The following is a 17,861-nucleotide window of genomic DNA, read 5'->3' on the forward strand; positions in this document are numbered from 1 at the left end:
GGGGCTGGCAATCATCACCAGGGCGGCATCTTCAAGTGGTCGGGCGATCAGGCCGGAGTCCGGGATGGCCCGCACGCGAATCGCCATGTCATAACCTTCGCCAACGAAATCGATATTGCGGTTACTGATGTGCACTTGCACCTTCACATCGGGAAAGCGCGCCCTGAAGGCTGGAAGTAACGGCAGGATGCGGTGATGGCCATACGTGGTGGGAATGCTGATGCGCAAGGTGCCTGAAGGTTGCTGCTGCTGGCCCATGACCTCGCGCTGCGCCTCCACCAACTGTGCCAGCGCCTGGCGACATTCTTCGTAATAACGCCGGCCGCTGTCGGTGAGCTTGACGCTGCGGGTGGTACGCGCGAACAACCGCACCCCAAGGCGCTCTTCCATGCGCGACACCGAGCGACTCTCCGCCGCCGGCGTGACCCCCGCGACCAGCGCCGCTGCGGTAAAACTGCCAGCCTCGGCAGCCAGGCAAAACAGCTCAATGCTGCCCAACTGAAGATCGTCGAAGAGTCGCTGCATGGTTGATTACACCGTGGATCAAGTGAAGCTGATTCTGTACCGATCATGCTGGGAGGTGAAAGGACTGGCACAAAAAAGCCGTCACAATGACGGCTTGTTTGATGTTGGCTGTTGAACTCAGCGCCGGGTCAGTAACACACCCGATTCCATGTGATGCGTCCACGGGAACTGGTCGAACAACGCGCAGCGCGTGATGCGGTGCGTGTCGTGCAACTGGGCGATGTTGGCCGCCAGGGTTTCCGGGTTGCAGGAGATGTAGAGGATGTTGTCGAAACGCCGGGTCAGCTCGCAGGTGTCCGGGTCCATGCCGGCACGTGGCGGGTCGACGAAGACGCTACCGAACTCGTAGCTCTTCAGGTCGATGCCTTGCAGGCGACGGAACGGACGCACTTCGTTGAGCGCTTCGGTCAGCTCTTCGGCGGACAGGCGCACCAGCGTGACGTTATCCACAGCGTTTTCGCTGAGATTGCTCAATGCCGCGTTGACCGAAGTCTTGCTGATTTCGGTCGCCAGTGCCTTGCGCACGCGGGTCGCGAGCGGCAGGGTGAAGTTGCCGTTGCCGCAGTACAACTCCAGCAGATCGTCAGTGCGATCGCCCAGTGCTTCGTATGCCCAGTTCAGCATCTTCTGGTTCACCGTGCCGTTGGGCTGGGTGAACGCGCCTTCCGGTTGGCGATAGCTGAAGGTGCGGCCGCCGACTTCGAGTTTCTCGACAACGTAATCGAGACCGAGCACTTCGCGTTTGCCCTTCGAGCGACCAATCACACTGACATTCAGGTCGGCTGCCAACTTCGACGCAGCAACGTGCCAGTGCTCGTCCAGCGGGCGGTGGTAACACAGGGTGACCATTGCGTCGCCGGCCAGGGTGGTCAAAAACTCCACCTGAAACAACTTGTGGCTCAGCGCCGAACTCGCCTGCCATGCGGCTTTCAATTGCGGCATCAACTGATTGATACGCAGGCTGGCGATAGGGAATTCTTCGATGAGGATCGGCGTGCGCTTGTCGTCCTGAGCGAACATCGCGTAATGCCGATCGCCACCCTCGCGCCACAGGCGGAACTCGGCGCGCAGACGGAAGTTCTGCAGCGGCGAGTCGAACACTGTCGGCTCTGGTGCATCGAACGGCGCCAGCAGATCACGCAAACGCGTGACCTTGGCTTCAAGTTGCTCGGCGTAAGCCTGGGAATCAAATGTCATGCGTTGAACCAACCCAACTTGATCACGAACAGAATCGACAGAATCACCAGCGCCGGGTTCAGCTCACGAGCGCGACCGGACAGCAGCTTGATCACGGTCCAGGAAATGAAGCCGAACGCGATGCCGTTGGCGATCGAATAAGTGAACGGCATGGCCAACGCGGTGACGACGACCGGTGCGGCAACGGTGATGTCGTCCCAGTCTATTTCGGCCAGGCCCGAAGTCATTAACACGGCGACGAACAGCAGCGCCGGTGCCGTGGCGAAGGCCGGAACGCTGGCCGCCAGTGGCGAGAAGAACAGCGCCAGCAGGAACAGGATCGCGACAACGACGGCGGTCAGACCGGTGCGGCCGCCCGCGCTCACGCCAGCAGCGGATTCGATGTAACTGGTGGTGGTCGACGTGCCCAGTAACGAGCCGGCCATGGCCGCGGTGCTGTCGGCGATCAGCGCACGGCCCATTTTCGGCATGTGGCCGTCCTTGCCCATCAGGCCGGCACGCTTGGCGACGCCGATCAGGGTGCCGGAGTTGTCGAACAGGTCAACGAACAGGAAGGCGAAAATCACGCTGACCAGACCGATGTCCAAAGCGCCTTTGATGTCCAGTTGCAGGAAGGTCGGGGCCAGCGAAGGTGGCATCGAGGTCACGCCGCCGAACGGGGTGAAGCCCATGGCGATCGACACGATGGTGACCACCAGGATACCGATCAGCACCGCACCACGGATTTTCAGGGCTTCGAGGGCAACGATCAGGGCAAAGCCGAGGGTCGCGAGGATCGGCGCCGGTTGCTTCAGGTCGCCAAGGCCGACCATGGTCGCCGGGTTGCTGACCACGATACCGGCGTTGTGCAGGGCGATCAGCGCCAGGAACAGGCCGATACCGGCCGCAATCGCCGAGCGCAGCGGCAGCGGAATACTGTTGATGATCCATTCACGGATGCGGAAGATCGACAGCAGGAAGAACAGCACCGCCGAAATGAATACCGCCCCCAGCGCTACTTGCCAGGTGTGGCCCATGTGCAGCACGACGGTGTAAGTGAAGAAGGCGTTCAGGCCCATGCCCGGTGCGAGGGCGATCGGGTAGTTGGCGATCAGGCCCATCACCGTCGAACCGATGGCGGCGGCGAGACAGGTGGCGACGAATACCGCGCCCTTGTCCATACCGGTCTCGCCGAGAATGCTCGGGTTGACGAACAGAATGTAGGCCATGGCCAGGAAAGTCGTGATGCCCGCAAGAATCTCGGTGCGCACGTTGGTGTTGTGTGCCTTGAGTTGAAACAGCCTTTCCAGCATGTCTGCTCCCCGTGGCGCGCATGGCGCCGTGAATGTATCGACCTCAACAGCAAAGCACAGACCGTGAAAGGGGCCGTTAATTTTCTGTGGGCCGGAAAAAGCCGCGCATCATACCAGCAGCGTGGGGCTGTGGCTGCTTATGGCTGCGATCGTCGTCGATGTTTTGCGTTCAGGCCAAGTGCGCCATACTGCGTGCTGGCATTCGGGGCAACATGGGACATGCATGAACAGGCGTCTGGTTGGGGTATTTGCGATGGTCACCGCCTCTTTGGCAGGGGGCAGGCGGTGTGGGCTGCATCGGCACCGGCGCTGAGCCAGGTCAAAGTGGTCAAGGTCGAGTCGCCGGCCTGTGGCTTTGAAGACATCACGCCTGGCCAGGAACAGACCCGCTGTAATCACAGCGGGCCGGGCATCAAGGTGTATGTGCTGGAAGTCGGCTACGGACGCGCGGCGCGGGTCGGTCTGGACGGGTTCGATCTCAACGGTACCCGTACGCCGGTCTGTGCCTTTGATAACGGCAACCTGACAGAATGCACCGTCGGCAGGAAAACCGTCGGCTACCTCTACGTCTTCGATCTGGCGGGCAAGCAGGAGGGAACGTTCACCTTCAGCAATACCTCAATCAACGCGCCGGGCAATACGCTGGCGACGCAGCTTTACATCAAGTAACCGCCCGCCCAGACAACAGGCGCGAAAGCTGACTACGCTCTAAAGATCATTCAGTGGATGTCGCCCATGACCTTTAGAGCCCTGATTACCCTCGCCGAGGGCATCGATGATCTGCAAAGCGTGACCCTGATCGACGTGTTGCGCCGCGCCGGCATCGAAGTGGTCGCGGCCAGCGTCGAGGGTCGGCGCATGCTCACCTGCGCGCGCGGCACACGGCTGACGGCGGACGGCATGCTGGTCGATGTGCTGGCACAAACCTTCGACCTGGTCGTTCTGCCCGGCGGCGCCGTCGGCTCACAGCACCTGGCGGCGCATCAACCTCTGCAACAAGTGCTCAAGGATCAGGCCAGCGCCGGGCGCCTGTTTGCCGCCATCGCCGAAGCCCCGGCCGTCGTCCTGCAAGCCTTCGGCTTACTGCGCCAGCGGCGCATGACCTGTTTGCCGAGTGCCAGCCATCAACTCTCCGGCTGTACGTTTGTTGATCAACCGGTGGTAGTCGATGGCAACTGCATCACCGCCCAAGGTTCCGGCGCGGCGCTGGAGTTTGCCCTGGCCCTGGTGGAACAGCTCTGTGGCAAGGCCATACGCACGGCGGTGGCGGCACAATTGCTGGTCTGACACCGCAGATCAATCCCCTTGAACGCTGTTCGCCACGCGAAGTCGTACCCCTTATGACGGCGGTTTGCCAAAACGCCGCGACTAGACGACCAATCGTGAGGTGTACATGAGCGCAACCAATGACGACGCCACGCCAGCGTCATATGCCCGCCATCCACTGGGTTTGACGCTCAATGGCCGGGCGCGTCAGCTTGAGGTCCTGCCCTGGACCACCTTGCTGGATCTGCTGCGGGAACAACTGGACCTGATCGGCACGAAGAAAGGCTGTGACCACGGCCAATGCGGTGCCTGCACCGTGTTGCTCAACGGCAAGCGGGTGAATGCCTGCCTGACGTTGGCGGTGATGTGCGACGGTGCCGAGTTGACCACTATCGAAGGCCTTGCCGAGGGTGAACAGTTGCATCCGATGCAACAGGCGTTCATCAAGCACGATGCCTTCCAGTGCGGGTATTGCACGCCAGGGCAGATCTGCTCTGCCGTCGGGCTGGCCAACGAAGGACGGGCCAACAGCCAGGCAGACATCAAGGAGTTGATGAGCGGCAACCTGTGCCGCTGCGGTGCCTACAGTAATATTCGCGATGCCATCGAAGAGGCGCTTCCCGCCTGCCGCGCCAACGCCGGGCAAGGGGGTGGCCAATGAATCCCTTTCAGTACAGCAAGCCTGAATCGGTGCAGGACGCGGTGCATCTGGCCGGTCCCGCATCCCGCTTCATTGCCGGCGGCACCAACCTGCTGGACCTGATGAAGGAAAACGTCACTCGTCCCGAGCACCTGATCGACATCACCGGCCTGCCACTGCGCGAAGTGCGCGAAACTGCTGGAGGCGGGCTGATGATTGGCGCGCTGGTCAGCAATGCCGACCTGGCCTGGCACCCGTTGATCGAACAACGTTACCCGCTGTTGTCCCAGGCGATACTGGCCGGCGCATCGCCGCAGTTGCGCAACATGGCCAGCACGGGTGGCAACCTGCTGCAGCGCACGCGCTGTTATTACTTCTACGACGCCAGCGTGCCATGCAACAAGCGCGACCCCGGCAGCGGCTGTCCGGCGCGGGACGGGTTGAACCGTATCCATGCGATTTTCGGTGCCAGTGCCCAGTGCGTCGCTACTCACCCGTCAGATATGTGCGTGGCATTGGCGGCACTGGAAGCCGTGGTGCATGTGCAGGGTCGTGGCGGGCCGCGCACGATCGAATTTGCCGACTTCCACCGCCTGCCAGGCGATGCGCCCGAGCGCGACAATCAACTGGCCGACGATGAATTGATCACGAGCATTGAACTGCCTGCCACCGGATTCGCCGACTGCAGCCATTACCTCAAGATTCGCGATCGCGCCTCCTATGCTTTTGCCCTGGTTTCAGTGGCCGCTGCGCTGGAGCTGGACGGGCCGGTCATTCGTCAGGCACGCCTGGTGCTGGGCGGCGTGGCGCACAAGCCGTGGCGCGACAAGTCAGTGGAAAACGCCCTGGTGGGCAAGACCGTCAGCCGCGAAACCTTCACCGCTGCCGCCGATACGCTGCTGCGAAACGCCGAGCCGCTTGAGCACAACGCTTTCAAAGTCAAACTGGCGCGTCGGGCGATTGTCCGTGCGCTGAGCGACGCCGCGCTGGGAGGGCAAGCCTGATGAATACGTTCACTCAACCGATGGGCCAGCCGCTGGATCGTGTCGATGGCCACCTCAAAGTCACCGGCCAGGCGCGGTATGCCGGGGAGTTTCCCGAGCAGGGCCTGCTGCATGGCAGCGTGGTCTCGAGCCCTGTCGCTTGCGGGCGCGTGCTGACGATTGATGCCTCGGCAGCCCTGGCATTGCCCGGCGTCGTTGCCGTGATCGATCATACGAACCGCCCGCAAATAGCCAGCTATGACAAAGATTATGAGGACGCGGACTCTGCCGAAGGCTCACCGTTTCGTCCGCTCTACAACGACCAAATCCTCTACAGCGGCCAGCCGCTCGCGCTGGTGATAGCCGACAATCTGGAGCTGGCGCGACATGCCGGTTCGCTGGTGCGGATCGAATATGAAAGCGCGGGCCATCAAACCGATCTGCTGTCGATGCAGGGTGAAGCTCATCCTGCGCCCGCCGAGTTGCCCAAGCCCCGCGGGAATTTCCAGGCGGAGTTCGCCGGTGCGGCTATGAGTCTCGACCTGCACTACAGCACGCCGATAGAGCATCACAACCCGATGGAGCCGCACGCCAGTACCGTGCTCTATCAGGCCGATGGCACCCTGCACATTCACGACAAGACCCAGGGGCCGCAGAATTGTCAGTCCTATGTACAAAAAGTCTTTGGCCTGGACAAAGAGCAGGTGCGGATTTTCGCCGCCTTTGTCGGTGGTGCCTTCGGTTCCGGCTTGCGTCCGCAATACCAATTGCCACTGGCTGTGATGGCCGCGCTCAAACTCAAGCGTTCGGTACGCGTGACCCTGACTCGCCAGCAGATGTTCACCTTTGGCTACCGGCCTCGCACCTTGCAGCGCCTGCAACTGGGTGCTGCGGCTAACGGCCGTTTGCTGGCAGTCGGGCACACGGCGATCGGCCAGACCTCGCGTTTTGAAGACTTCACCGAGCACGTAGTGGAGTGGAGCGGCATGCTCTATCACTGCGACAACGTGCAGCTGACTTACAAGCTGGTGCCACTGGATGTCTTCACGCCGCTGGACATGCGCGCCCCAGGCGCGGCACTCGGCTTGATCGGCCTGGAGTGCGCCATGGACGAGCTGGCCTGCGCGCTGGCGATCGACCCGGTACAGCTGCGGTTGATCAACTATGCAGAGCGCAACCAGAACGAAGATAAGCCGTACTCGAGCAAGGAGCTACGGGCCTGCTACGAGCAGGGTGCCGAACGCTTCGGCTGGAACCAGCGCAACCCCGAACCGCGCAGCATGCGTCACGATCGGCAACTGGTCGGCTGGGGCATGGCTGGGGGTGTCTGGGAAGCCATGCAACAGAAAGCCAGCGCCAAGGCCAGTATCGACCAGAACGGCAAGCTGACTGTCAGCAGCGCAACCACTGACATCGGCACCGGGACCTACACCGTCATGACCCAGATCGCCGCCCAGGCCTCAGGTGTGGCGGTGCAGGACGTCACCTTTGTACTCGGTGACTCGTCATTGCCCACCGCGCCACTGCAGGGCGGCTCCTTTACCGTGTCCTCGGTCGGCACAGCGGTCCAGCAGGCGTGCGCTGCATTGCAGGAAAAACTGCTGGCGGTTGCCCGGCAGACCCATCCGGCATTCGCTGCCGTCACTTCGGAACAGGCCGTGTTCGAAGCCGGGCAGTTGCGTTGTGGGGACTCGCACACGTCCCTGGCCGAGCTGGTGCGCAGCAGCGGCGAAGCGACTCTGGAGGTCCAGGTGGATGCCGAGCCGGACAAGAAGCGCGAAGCGTACGCCACGGCCACGCATTCGGCGGTGTTCGTCGAAGTACTGGTCGATGAAGACCTGGGTACCGTGAAGGTCAATCGCGTGGTCAGTGCCATCGCCGCCGGCCGGGTGGTGAACCCGAAAATGGCCCGCAGCCAGATCCTCGGCGGCGTGGTCTGGGGGATCGGCATGGCGCTGCACGAGGAAACCCAGACTGATCATGCACTGGGTCGGCACATGAACCACAGCCTCGCCGAATACCACATTCCGGTGAATGCCGACATCGGTGACATCGACGTACTGTTCGTTGAAGAGCACGACGAGATCGTCAATGCCCTGGGTTCCAAGGGCGTGGGGGAAATCGGCATTGTGGGTGTCGCGGCAGCGCTGGCCAACGCGATTTACCATGCCACGGGCAAAAGGGTGCGGGACTTTCCCATCACCCTCGACAAGCTGCTCTAAACCCTGGCCTCTTGCGCCGGTACATGCATGCGGTCGCGGTTGGCCAGGGTCGGGAACAGTTTGATCCAGACCCCGGTCACCACCAGCGTGCCGATTCCGCCCATGACCACGGCGGGAACGGTGCCGAACCAGTGAGCGGTGAGGCCGGATTCGAACTCGCCCAACTGATTCGAAGCGCCGATGAACAATCCGTTCACGGCGCTCACCCGGCCCCGCATTTCGTCAGGGGTTTCAAGCTGTACGAAGGACGCGCGGATGACCATGCTGATCATGTCCGCTGCGCCGAGCACCACCAGTACAGCCAGGGAAAACCAGAATGACGTCGACAGGCCGAAGGCTATGGTGGCGACGCCAAACACGCCCACCGCCGTAAACATCACCCGGCCAACCTGGCGATCCACGGAAAACCGTGCGAGCCACAGCGACATCAGCAGCGCGCCGACCGCCGGCGCAGAGCGCAACAGGCCCAGGCCCCAGGGCCCGGTCAGCAGGATGTCCTTGGCAAATACCGGTAGCAGGGCGGTCGCACCTCCAAGCAGCACGGCAAACAGATCCAGGGAAATCGCCCCGAGGATGTCCGGTCGACTGCGAATGAAACGAATACCCGCCAACAACGAGTCGAGGGTCGCCTTGCCCTTGTTCAGTGGAGTCTGCCGGGCCGGCAGGTTGAGCATCAGGGCGCAGGCAATGATGTACAGGACGACCGTGGGGCCATAGACCCAGACGCTGCCGAACGCATACAGCAAGCCCCCAGCGCGGGAGCGACGATGGTTGCCGATTGCTGCGCCGACTGGGCGGCGGCCACCGCGCGAGGGAAAAGCGCAGTTGGCACGATGCTCGGCAGCAAGGCTTGAGTGGTCGGCATCTCGAACGAGCGCGCCGCGCCGAGCAGGAAGGCGAGGATGAAGATCATCTCGCGGGTGACGTGATCGGTGGCGCTGCCGATGGCCAGTGCCAGGGCGATCAACGCCTGCAACGACTGGCAGATCGCCGCGACTTTGCGTCGGTCGTAGCGATCGGCGACATGCCCGGTGTGCAGCATGAACAGCACCCGTGGAGCGAATTCGACCAGCCCGACCAGGCCCAGGTCGAGGACGTTGCCGGTCAATTGATAGAGGTTCCAGCCAATCGCCACGGTGAGCATCTGAAAACCGCTGGCGGTGAAAATCCGCGCGAACCAGAACGCGAGGAAGGGACGATGGTGACGTAACAGCAAGGGCTCTTGGCTGGGCATATGGCGGCGGATCTTGAACGGGGATAACGTCGAGACTACCACCAACCTGTAACCAGAAGTTGCAGGCCCGGAAAAATTAGTTAGCTAGACACCAATCTCTCAGGCAGTCCCATTCATGTGGGAGCGAGCCTGCTCGCGATGACTGTGTGTCAGTAGAAGACAAAGTGCCCTGGCTAACCGCTATCGCGAGCAGGCTCACTCCCCACACGAATGTGTTACGGCAGATTGCCATGCCTGTGAGGCAACTTGTCACGCGGCAAACGACCACGCGGTTCTTCGTCGCAAATGGGACTACTCTTTCAACGTTGCTTGATCCAGATCAAGACCCCAGACGGAATTGATCCGGTGGCCAGTCGGCCAGACTCCCTGCGTTGCGATGGTTTTAAAAAGAACGAATCAGAATTCGCCGCACTCCATATCCGTGGGGGCAGTAGGTGCAGGGGCCACAAGCCCCGCAGCCGGTTTTACCTGACAGAGGAAGCCATATGTTCGGTTTAGAGGCACTCGATCTCGCCCGAATTCAATTCGCGTTCACCATCTCGTTCCACATCCTGTTCCCGGCCATTACCATCGGTCTGGCGAGCTACCTTGCGGTACTCGAAGGCCTGTGGCTGAAAACCCACAATGACACCTACCGTGACCTCTATCATTTCTGGTCGAAGATCTTTGCCGTCAACTTCGGCATGGGCGTGGTCTCCGGGCTGGTCATGGCCTACCAGTTCGGCACCAACTGGAGCCGTTTCTCGGACTTCGCCGGTGCCGTGACGGGCCCGTTGCTGACGTACGAAGTGCTCACGGCGTTCTTCCTCGAAGCGGGTTTTCTTGGCGTGATGCTGTTTGGCTGGAACAAGGTCGGGCGCAAGCTGCACTTCTTCGCCACGGTCATGGTGGCCATCGGCACGCTGATTTCGACCTTCTGGATTCTCGCGTCCAACAGCTGGATGCAGACGCCGCAGGGCTTCGAGATCGTCAACGGTCAGGTGATTCCAACCGATTGGTTTGCCATCATCTTCAACCCTTCGTTCCCCTACCGTCTGATGCACATGGCGACGGCGGCGTTCGTCGCCACGGCGTTTTTCGTCGGCTCTTCGGCGGCCTGGCACTTGCTGCGTGGCAAGGACAACCCGGCGATTCGTACCATGCTGTCGATGGCCATGTGGATGGCGTTGATCGTCGCGCCGATCCAGGCCGTGATTGGCGACTTCCATGGCCTCAACACCCTTGAGCATCAGCCGGCAAAAATCGCTGCGATTGAAGGTCATTGGGAAAACAAAGGTGACGAAGCGACGCCGCTGATCCTGTTCGGCTGGCCGGACATGAAAGAAGAAAAAACCAAATTCGCCGTGGAGATCCCCTACCTCGGCAGCCTGATCCTGACTCACTCGCTGGATAAGCAGGTGCCGGCGCTTAAGGAGTTTGCGCCTGAAGACCGGCCGAATTCGACCATCGTGTTCTGGTCGTTCCGGGTCATGGTCGGCCTCGGTTTCCTGATGATTTTCACCGGTCTGTGGAGTCTGTGGCTGCGCAAGCGCGACTCGCTCTATACCTCGCGCCCGTTTCTGTATCTGGCGTTGTGGATGGGGCCGTCCGGGCTGATCGCGATTCTCGCCGGTTGGTTCACCACTGAAATCGGTCGCCAGCCATGGGTGGTCTACGGGCTGATGCGCACGGCGGATGCTTCTTCCAACCACAGCTTCATGCAGATGAGCATCACCCTGATCATGTTCGTGGTGGTGTACTTCGCGCTGTTCGGTGCGGGGCTTGGCTACATGATGCGCCTGGTGCGCAAAGGGCCGAAAACCGACGAAGGCAAGGAAACCAACGACGGTGGTCCTGGCCAGAAACGCACGCCGGCGCGGCCATTGTCTGCAGCCGACGACGATGGCGCCGAGGCTGACCACAGCCCCAGCCTGACCAAGGAGATTTGAATCATGGGTATCGATCTTCCGCTGATCTGGGCCGTGATCATCATCTTCGGCATCATGATGTACGTGGTTATGGACGGTTTCGATCTGGGCATCGGGATTCTCTTCCCGTTCATCCCCGGCAAAGTCGACCGTGACGTGATGATGAACACCGTCGCCCCGGTCTGGGACGGCAATGAAACCTGGCTGGTGCTGGGCGGCGCGGCGTTGTTTGGCGCGTTCCCGCTGGCTTATTCGGTGGTGTTGTCGGCGCTGTACCTGCCGCTGATCTTCATGCTGATCGGTTTGATCTTTCGTGGCGTGGCGTTCGAGTTCCGCTTCAAGGCCAAGGATGACAAGCGCCACCTGTGGGACAAGGCGTTCATCGGCGGTTCGGTGGCGGCCACATTCTTCCAGGGGTGGCACTCGGCGCGTTCATTGACGGGTTACCGGTGGTTAACCGGCAATTCGCCGGTGGCTCGCTGGACTGGCTGACTCCGTTCACCCTGTTCTGTGGCGCCGCACTGGTCGTGGCTTATGCGTTGCTCGGTTGCACCTGGCTGATCATGAAGACCGAAGGCAAGTTGCAGGAGCAGATGCATAACCTTGCGCGCCCCTTGGCTTTCGTGCTGCTGGCGGTGATCGGTATCGTCAGTATCTGGACGCCGCTGGCGCATCCGGAAATTGCCTCGCGCTGGTTCACGTTGCCAAACCTGTTCTGGTTCCTGCCGGTGCCGATCCTGGTACTGGTGACGATGTACGGACTGATTCGTGCCGTGGCGCGCAATGCCAACTACATGCCCTTCCTGCTGACGCTGGTCCTGATTTTCCTGGGCTACAGCGGTCTTGGGATCAGCCTGTGGCCGAACATCGTGCCACCGTCGATCTCGATCTGGGACGCTGCCGCACCGCCGCAGAGCCAGGGCTTCATGCTGGTGGGTACGCTGTTCATTATCCCGTTCATCCTGGGGTACACCTTCTGGAGCTATTACGTGTTCCGCGGCAAGGTCACCCACGAGGATGGCTATCACTAGCAGCAGTTGCAAAGACTACTGCAGAGCTTGATGCACAGCCTGTGGGAGCAAAGCTTGCTCGCGATGGCGTCGACACAGGCGCCATCAACCTTGAATAGGAGGGTAGAAGTTCATGGCCAGTAAACGCTCGTTGCAGGAAATCGAGGCCGCGGAGAAGAAACCGCTGTGGCAGCGGCTCGGCTGGTTGGCCCTGATCTGGGTTGGCAGCGTTGGCGCGCTGTTTATCGTCGCCAGCCTGATGCGCATGTTCATGAACGCGGCAGGTCTGACGACGCACTGAGATGGGCGGATAAAAAAACCTCCTGGAAGGGAGGTTTTTTTCGTCTGGATTATTTTCGCGCTTTGAGAATCACGAACTTCGGCGTCGCCGCCACCTGTTCGACGCCGCGGAACAGCCGCGCCAGTTTGCTGTGATAGCCCAGGTGACGGTTGCCCACGATGTACAGCGCACCACCGACCACCAGCGCTTCACGGGCCTGTTGGAACATGCGCCAGGCGAGGAAGTCGCCGACGACTTGCTGCTGGTGGAACGGTGGGTTGCACAGCACCACATCCAGCGACTGCGCGGCCTGTTCGGCCAGGCCATCACCGGCGCGCACCTGGACTTCCCGGTCACCCAGCGCTGCGCGCCAGTTTTCGCTCGCCGATTGCACCGCCATGAACGACTCGTCGACCAGCGTGTAGTGCGCCTCAGGATTCTGCAGCGCGCTGGCAATCGCGAGCACGCCGTTACCGCAACCGAGGTCGGCGACCCGTGCGCCACCCAGGTTCTTCGGTAGATGCGGAAGAAAGGCGCGCGTGCCGATGTCCAGGCCTTCACGGCAGAACACGTTGGCGTGGTTGAGCAGTTCGATCGCCGGTTCGTCGAGGCGATAGCGCGATGGGTAGGGCGAAACGGCAAGGGCTTTTACTTCCGGCGTGGCAATCAGCAAACGGGCCTTTTTCACCGCCAGAGACGCTTGTACCGGGCCTATATAGCGCTCCAGCAGATCCCCCGCAGCACGCGGTAGATGTTTGACCATCGCGGCGGCGACCACTTCAGCGCCGGGGGCGAGCTGCCCTTGCAAGCGGATCAGTTGTTCCTCCAGCAGGGCCAGGGTTTTCGGCACGCGGATCAGCACCTGATCGAACGGGCCGGCAAAAGACTGATGGGCGGGTACTGTCGGCACCGCATCGAAGGCATGGCCATTGCGGACCAGATTTTTTCCAGGCCCTGGAATGCCAGGAACGAGTCGCCGCTGCTGGTGACCTGAACGTTACCGGCCAGGCTCGCAGCCAGTGCCCCAAAGCTGTCATTAAGCACCAGAACCCGCGTCTGAGCGGCCGGTTGCAGCTGCGCCAGGTGATTGAGCAGGTACTCGTCGGCGGCATCAAATGCCTGCAGCGGTTCATTCGACTGTTCGGGCTGGCGGATCAGGTCGAGCTGGGCGAAGGGTGTTTCGAGCAGAGGCATGGAGTGTGGCTCTTGTTAATCAACGGGGTTCCCGCCGCCAAGGGCCTGTTGCGGGCTAATCCGGCCGAGTGCACTGCGTCATGCGGGAGGGCATGTCATCACTCAGGAAGGACCGTAAATGGTACTTTTTTTCTTAAGGATTACTCGCGGCATTTTTCAACGAACAGCTCAAGGCGCGAGAGAACCCGCAGTGCTCCCTGCAATCAGTGTCCCATGACCATGGCCTGCGGGAATTATGTCGGCGCAATCAGGCATTAATTCAAAACGGCTGGTTCTAATACAATTTGGATTGTGCAGGGGAGGTTTAGATGCTGCGTTTAATACGAGGCGTGACTAACGAACTGGTTAAACATTCTGTTGGTGTTCCGTTTAAAGCCATTACCAATCGTCGGTGTTTAATTTTGCGTTTTTGCGGGAAACTGCAAGCCTCTGTTTAATGGAGCGACCCATGACTGCCAGTGCAGAAAAATTTACCCGCCAGACCTTGCTCGACGTTCAGCCCCTGACGCCGAACCTGTTCACCTTGCGCACTACAAGGGATCCCGGGTTCCGCTTTCGCGCGGGCCAGTTTGCTCGCCTGGGCGTCACCAAAGCCGACGGCAGCACGGTGTGGCGTGCGTATTCGATGGTCTCCTCGCCCCATGACGAGTTTCTCGAATTCTTTTCCATCGTGGTGCCCAATGGCGAATTCACCAGCGAGCTGAGCCGCCTGGTCAAAGGAGACTCGCTGTTGATAGATCGCCAGGCATTCGGTTACCTCACACTCGATCGTTTTGTCGACGGCCGTGACCTTTGGTTACTGGCGACCGGTACCGGCGTCGCGCCGTTCCTGTCGATCCTCCAGGACTTTGAAGTGTGGGAGCGGTTCGAACGCATCATCCTGGTCTACAGCGTGCGAGAAGCTGCAGAGCTGGCCTATCAGGAGCTGATCGCCGGGCTGGCACAGCGAGACTACCTGGCCGAATATGCGCACAAACTGCAATTCATCCCCATTGTCACGCGCGAGTCTCACGCGGGTGCCATGAATGGACGAATCACCACACTGATGGAAAACGGCGACCTGGAGGGCGCGGCGGGGCTGACTCTCACGCCGGAATATTCGAGGGTGATGCTGTGCGGCAACCCGCAAATGATCGATGACACGCGTCAATTGCTGAAGCGCAGGGACATGCACCTGAGTCTCAGCCGCCGCCCGGGGCAAGTAGCGGTGGAAACCTACTGGTGAGAAAACGGCGCCGAAAAGGCGCCGTTTTTCTGGTTATTCCAGGTTCCGCGGCCGCTCGTTCTGCACCTTCAGGAGGTCACGAATTTCCCCAGCAACACTTCTTCCTTGGTCGGAACAGGCGGCACAGTCGGGGCAACGGCTTCTTCGCGCTTGAGGCGGTTGATGGCTTTCACACCCATGAAGATCGCGAAGGCGACGATGATGAAGTCGATCACGCTCTGAATGAACTTGCCGTAGGCCAGCATCACGGCGGGGGTGGTTCCCTCTCCAGCCTTCAGGGTGACGGCCAGGTCACTGAAATCAACACCCCCGATCAACAGGCCGAGCGGCGGCATGATCACGTCGCCAACGAACGACGAAACGATCTTGCCAAAGGCCGCACCGATGATGATGCCGACCGCCATGTCGACCACATTTCCCTTGACCGCGAAGGCCTTGAACTCACTGATCACGCCCATTGGTTGATTCCTTGTACGGATTGGTTGGTAGCCGCAGTGTAATTCAGCAATACGGTTCTTGCTCGAAACGGCTGCTTTAGAGCTTGCCAGCAGTCGACCCGGCCGCCGGCGAAAAGTTTACAAAAACCTCATGATTGTTGGGCGCTCAGCGTGTTTTGGCGAACTACTTTTTCAGTGCGCTACTTCTGAAAGTGCATGTTTGGTTAATGAATTGCCATTTGCTTCGTTGACGGTGGTGCTGATGTTTCGAGTATTAATTTGGAGGCGACAGATAGTAACCAGGAGGTCGGGTACAAGTTAATGGGTTGCAGTTGGATGGCAGTTGGGTAAGTTATCCAAAGGCAACTAAGGCTCTCCACTGTTCCGTATTGCTGCGCGCTTATCCGTTCCAGCTGCGCTATCATCCCGGTTTTTGCCGGGAGTCAAGATGGCCAAGGCCAAACGCATGTACGGCTGCACCGAGTGCGGCTCAACTTTCCCCAAGTGGGCCGGACAGTGCGGCGAGTGCGGCGCTTGGAACACCCTGACTGAAACCATGGTCGAGAGCGGTGGGGCGGCACCTCCCAGCGGTCGCACCGGCTGGACTGGCCAGCAAGCGCAAATCAAGACGCTGGCCGAAGTCAGCGTTGAAGAAATCCCGCGGTTCTCCACGGCCTCCAGTGAACTCGATCGAGTCCTGGGCGGTGGTCTGGTCGACGGTTCGGTGGTGCTGATCGGCGGTGACCCGGGGATCGGCAAGTCGACCATCCTCCTGCAGACCCTGTGCAATCTGGCCAAGAGCATGCCGGCGCTGTATGTCACCGGCGAAGAATCCCAGCAACAAGTGGCCATGCGCGCGCGCCGTCTCGGCTTGCCGCAGGATCAACTGCGGGTGATGACCGAAACCTGCATCGAAACCATCATTGCCACTGCCCGGCAGGAAAAGCCCAAGGTGATGGTGATCGACTCGATCCAGACCATCTTCACCGAACAACTGCAGTCGGCGCCCGGTGGCGTATCTCAGGTGCGTGAAAGTGCGGCGCTGTTGGTGCGTTACGCCAAGCAGAGCGGCACGGCGATTTTCCTCGTCGGTCACGTGACCAAGGAAGGCGCGCTGGCCGGTCCTCGCGTGCTGGAGCACATGGTCGACACCGTGCTGTATTTCGAAGGCGAGTCTGACGGTCGCTTGCGTCTACTGCGCGCGGTGAAAAACCGTTTCGGCGCGGTCAACGAGTTGGGCGTGTTCGGCATGACCGACAAGGGTTTGAAAGAAGTATCCAATCCTTCGGCGATTTTTCTCACCCGTGCCCAGGAAGAAGTCCCGGGCAGTGTGGTGATGGCAACGTGGGAAGGCACCCGGCCGATGCTGGTCGAAGTGCAGGCGCTGGTCGATGACAGCCACTTGGCCAACCCGCGCCGGGTGACGTTGGGTCTGGATCAGAATCGCCTGGCAATGCTGCTCGCGGTTTTGCATCGCCATGGCGGCATTCCGACTCACGATCAGGACGTGTTTCTCAACGTCGTCGGTGGGGTGAAGGTGCTGGAGACGGCCTCTGACCTGGCGCTGATGGCCGCCGTCATGTCGAGCTTGCGCAATCGGCCATTGCCGCACGACCTGCTGGTGTTTGGCGAGGTGGGTTTGTCTGGAGAAGTTCGCCCCGTGCCAAGCGGTCAGGAGCGCCTGAAGGAAGCCGCCAAGCATGGCTTCAAACGCGCGATCGTGCCGAAGGGTAATGCGCCAAAGGAATCCCCTCCAGGCTTGCAGATCATCGCCGTCACCCGCCTCGAACAGGCCCTCGACGCATTGTTTGAGTGATTTTTGGCCGTTGGGTCTTCCCGGTGGGAGCGTCAGACTTCGATCAGTGCGCCCAGCTCCTGCTCCAGCTCCTGCGGGTCTCCCAGGTTCAGTTCGATCAATCGGCGCAGACGCTGGATCGATTCCAGGCTGATATGTCGGCAGACGAAGCCCAGTTGTCCGTGATCTTCGTGCTTGAGTTGCACGTCCATCTCGATGTCGACGTCATCGCTCAGATGAATGTCGACGTAAAAAACCTGATCGACATTTCCCAGCCATGGCTCCGGCCGTTCGATCAGCAGGCCTTTGAGTGACAGGTCGATCAGCTTTACCGGCCAGATATATTCACCTTGGCGTAATTCGGTTCTGGCATCGAACGCAATTCGTTTGAAGCGGCGACGATTGGCAGGGTGCTCGCTCATGGCGCAATCCTCCGGATGTTCGCTGACTATAGACCCGCAGGGTGCGCGGCCGCCAGCAGGGACATGGCTCTAGACCAACGTCGGGGTATGGTCTTTGGCGCCAGTAGCGCTAAACTCGGGGTGGCTGTCTTTCTTGTCCACCCTGGCTGGAATCATAAAATGAAAAATAATAATAGCCTGCTACGCCACATACCCTGGCTGCTGCTGGCGATCGTAGGAGCGTGCGCCCTGG

General features: G+C 60.5%; 13 protein-coding genes and 5 pseudogenes. 11 read left to right on the forward strand and 7 right to left on the reverse strand.

All coding sequences use genetic code 11. From position 1 onward, the window contains the following. From JFT80_RS19155 to JFT80_RS19165, 3 genes are all read right to left on the reverse strand, one after another. Positions 1 to 525: LysR family transcriptional regulator (locus tag JFT80_RS19155; protein ID WP_201148927.1), on the reverse strand; the 525-nt coding region annotated here is incomplete at its 3' end. A gap of 117 nt (positions 526 to 642) precedes the next feature. After that, the gene (trmA, locus tag JFT80_RS19160) at positions 643 to 1,722 is read right to left on the reverse strand and encodes a tRNA (uridine(54)-C5)-methyltransferase TrmA (protein WP_201148928.1); all 1,080 of its coding nucleotides are present in this window, start codon (positions 1,720 to 1,722) and stop codon (positions 643 to 645) included. Continuing rightward, complete coding sequence (locus tag JFT80_RS19165; protein ID WP_201148929.1) at positions 1,719 to 3,014, reverse strand: NCS2 family permease; 1,296 nt, start codon at positions 3,012 to 3,014, stop codon at positions 1,719 to 1,721. Before JFT80_RS19165 ends, trmA begins: the two co-directional genes overlap by 4 nt. Before the next feature lie 219 nt (positions 3,015 to 3,233). Here JFT80_RS19165 and JFT80_RS19170 point away from each other — a divergent pair, with 219 nt between their 5' ends. From JFT80_RS19170 to JFT80_RS19190, 5 genes are all read left to right on the forward strand, one after another. Further along, positions 3,234 to 3,683: a DUF4879 domain-containing protein gene (locus tag JFT80_RS19170; RefSeq protein ID WP_201148938.1), complete on the forward strand. Its 450-nt coding sequence runs from the start codon at positions 3,234 to 3,236 to the stop codon at positions 3,681 to 3,683. Positions 3,684 to 3,749: 66 nt separating this feature from the next. Beyond that, complete coding sequence (locus JFT80_RS19175; protein ID WP_201148930.1) at positions 3,750 to 4,301, forward strand: DJ-1 family glyoxalase III; 552 nt, start codon at positions 3,750 to 3,752, stop codon at positions 4,299 to 4,301. A 106-nt stretch (positions 4,302 to 4,407) separates the two neighbouring features. After that, complete coding sequence (locus JFT80_RS19180; protein WP_201148931.1) at positions 4,408 to 4,941, forward strand: (2Fe-2S)-binding protein; 534 nt, start codon at positions 4,408 to 4,410, stop codon at positions 4,939 to 4,941. Beyond that, a complete protein-coding gene (locus JFT80_RS19185; RefSeq protein WP_122838975.1) occupies positions 4,938 to 5,924 on the forward strand; it encodes a xanthine dehydrogenase family protein subunit M in 987 nt (328 codons plus the stop codon). Before JFT80_RS19180 ends, JFT80_RS19185 begins: the two co-directional genes overlap by 4 nt. Beyond that, positions 5,924 to 8,125, forward strand: a complete 2,202-nt coding sequence (locus JFT80_RS19190) for a xanthine dehydrogenase family protein molybdopterin-binding subunit (protein WP_201148932.1) — start codon at positions 5,924 to 5,926, stop codon at positions 8,123 to 8,125. The genes JFT80_RS19185 and JFT80_RS19190 overlap by 1 nt, the downstream gene beginning before the upstream one ends. Here JFT80_RS19190 and JFT80_RS19195 read toward each other — a convergent pair. Next, a pseudogene (locus JFT80_RS19195) lies at positions 8,122 to 9,359 on the reverse strand (MFS transporter). The gene JFT80_RS19190 and the pseudogene JFT80_RS19195 sit on opposite strands and share 4 nt — an antisense overlap. A gap of 485 nt (positions 9,360 to 9,844) precedes the next feature. On the opposite strand from JFT80_RS19195, the gene JFT80_RS19200 reads away from it, so the two are divergent. The 3 genes and pseudogenes from JFT80_RS19200 (at position 9,845) to JFT80_RS19210 (ending at position 12,577) form a co-directional block, all read left to right on the forward strand. After that, entirely contained in the window at positions 9,845 to 11,287 is a 1,443-nt protein-coding gene (locus JFT80_RS19200; protein ID WP_201148933.1) for a cytochrome ubiquinol oxidase subunit I, read from the forward strand. Positions 11,288 to 11,290: 3 nt separating this feature from the next. Continuing rightward, positions 11,291 to 12,297: pseudogene (gene cydB, locus JFT80_RS19205) on the forward strand (cytochrome d ubiquinol oxidase subunit II). A gap of 112 nt (positions 12,298 to 12,409) precedes the next feature. Then, a complete protein-coding gene (locus tag JFT80_RS19210; protein WP_201148934.1) occupies positions 12,410 to 12,577 on the forward strand; it encodes a DUF2474 domain-containing protein in 168 nt (55 codons plus the stop codon). Between the two features lie 49 nt (positions 12,578 to 12,626). Here JFT80_RS19210 and JFT80_RS19215 read toward each other — a convergent pair. Continuing rightward, positions 12,627 to 13,750 (reverse strand): annotated as a pseudogene (locus JFT80_RS19215) (methyltransferase). 448 nt (positions 13,751 to 14,198) lie between these two features. Here JFT80_RS19215 and JFT80_RS19220 point away from each other — a divergent pair. After that, the gene (locus JFT80_RS19220; RefSeq protein WP_201148935.1) at positions 14,199 to 14,975 is read left to right on the forward strand and encodes a ferredoxin--NADP reductase; all 777 of its coding nucleotides are present in this window, start codon (positions 14,199 to 14,201) and stop codon (positions 14,973 to 14,975) included. 33 nt (positions 14,976 to 15,008) lie between these two features. On the opposite strand, the pseudogene mscL reads toward JFT80_RS19220, so the two are convergent. After that, positions 15,009 to 15,433 (reverse strand): annotated as a pseudogene (gene mscL / locus JFT80_RS19225) (large-conductance mechanosensitive channel protein MscL). 427 nt (positions 15,434 to 15,860) lie between these two features. Between mscL and radA the strand changes: the two are divergent. After that, on the forward strand, positions 15,861 to 17,228 hold the full coding sequence (gene radA, locus JFT80_RS19230; protein WP_201148936.1) for a DNA repair protein RadA: 1,368 nt from the start codon (positions 15,861 to 15,863) through the stop codon (positions 17,226 to 17,228). 32 nt (positions 17,229 to 17,260) lie between these two features. Here the strand turns inward: radA and JFT80_RS19235 are convergent, their stop codons facing one another. Next, positions 17,261 to 17,629, reverse strand: coding sequence for a PilZ domain-containing protein (locus tag JFT80_RS19235; protein ID WP_201148937.1), 369 nt, complete (start codon positions 17,627 to 17,629; stop codon positions 17,261 to 17,263). Between the two features lie 159 nt (positions 17,630 to 17,788). On the opposite strand from JFT80_RS19235, the pseudogene JFT80_RS25660 reads away from it, so the two are divergent. Continuing rightward, a pseudogene (locus JFT80_RS25660) lies at positions 17,789 to 17,861 on the forward strand (carbon starvation protein CstA); the annotation flags it as partial.

Origin of the sequence: Pseudomonas sp. TH10, assembly GCF_016651255.1 — a bacterium.
In the GTDB taxonomy this organism is placed as follows: domain Bacteria; phylum Pseudomonadota; class Gammaproteobacteria; order Pseudomonadales; family Pseudomonadaceae; genus Aquipseudomonas.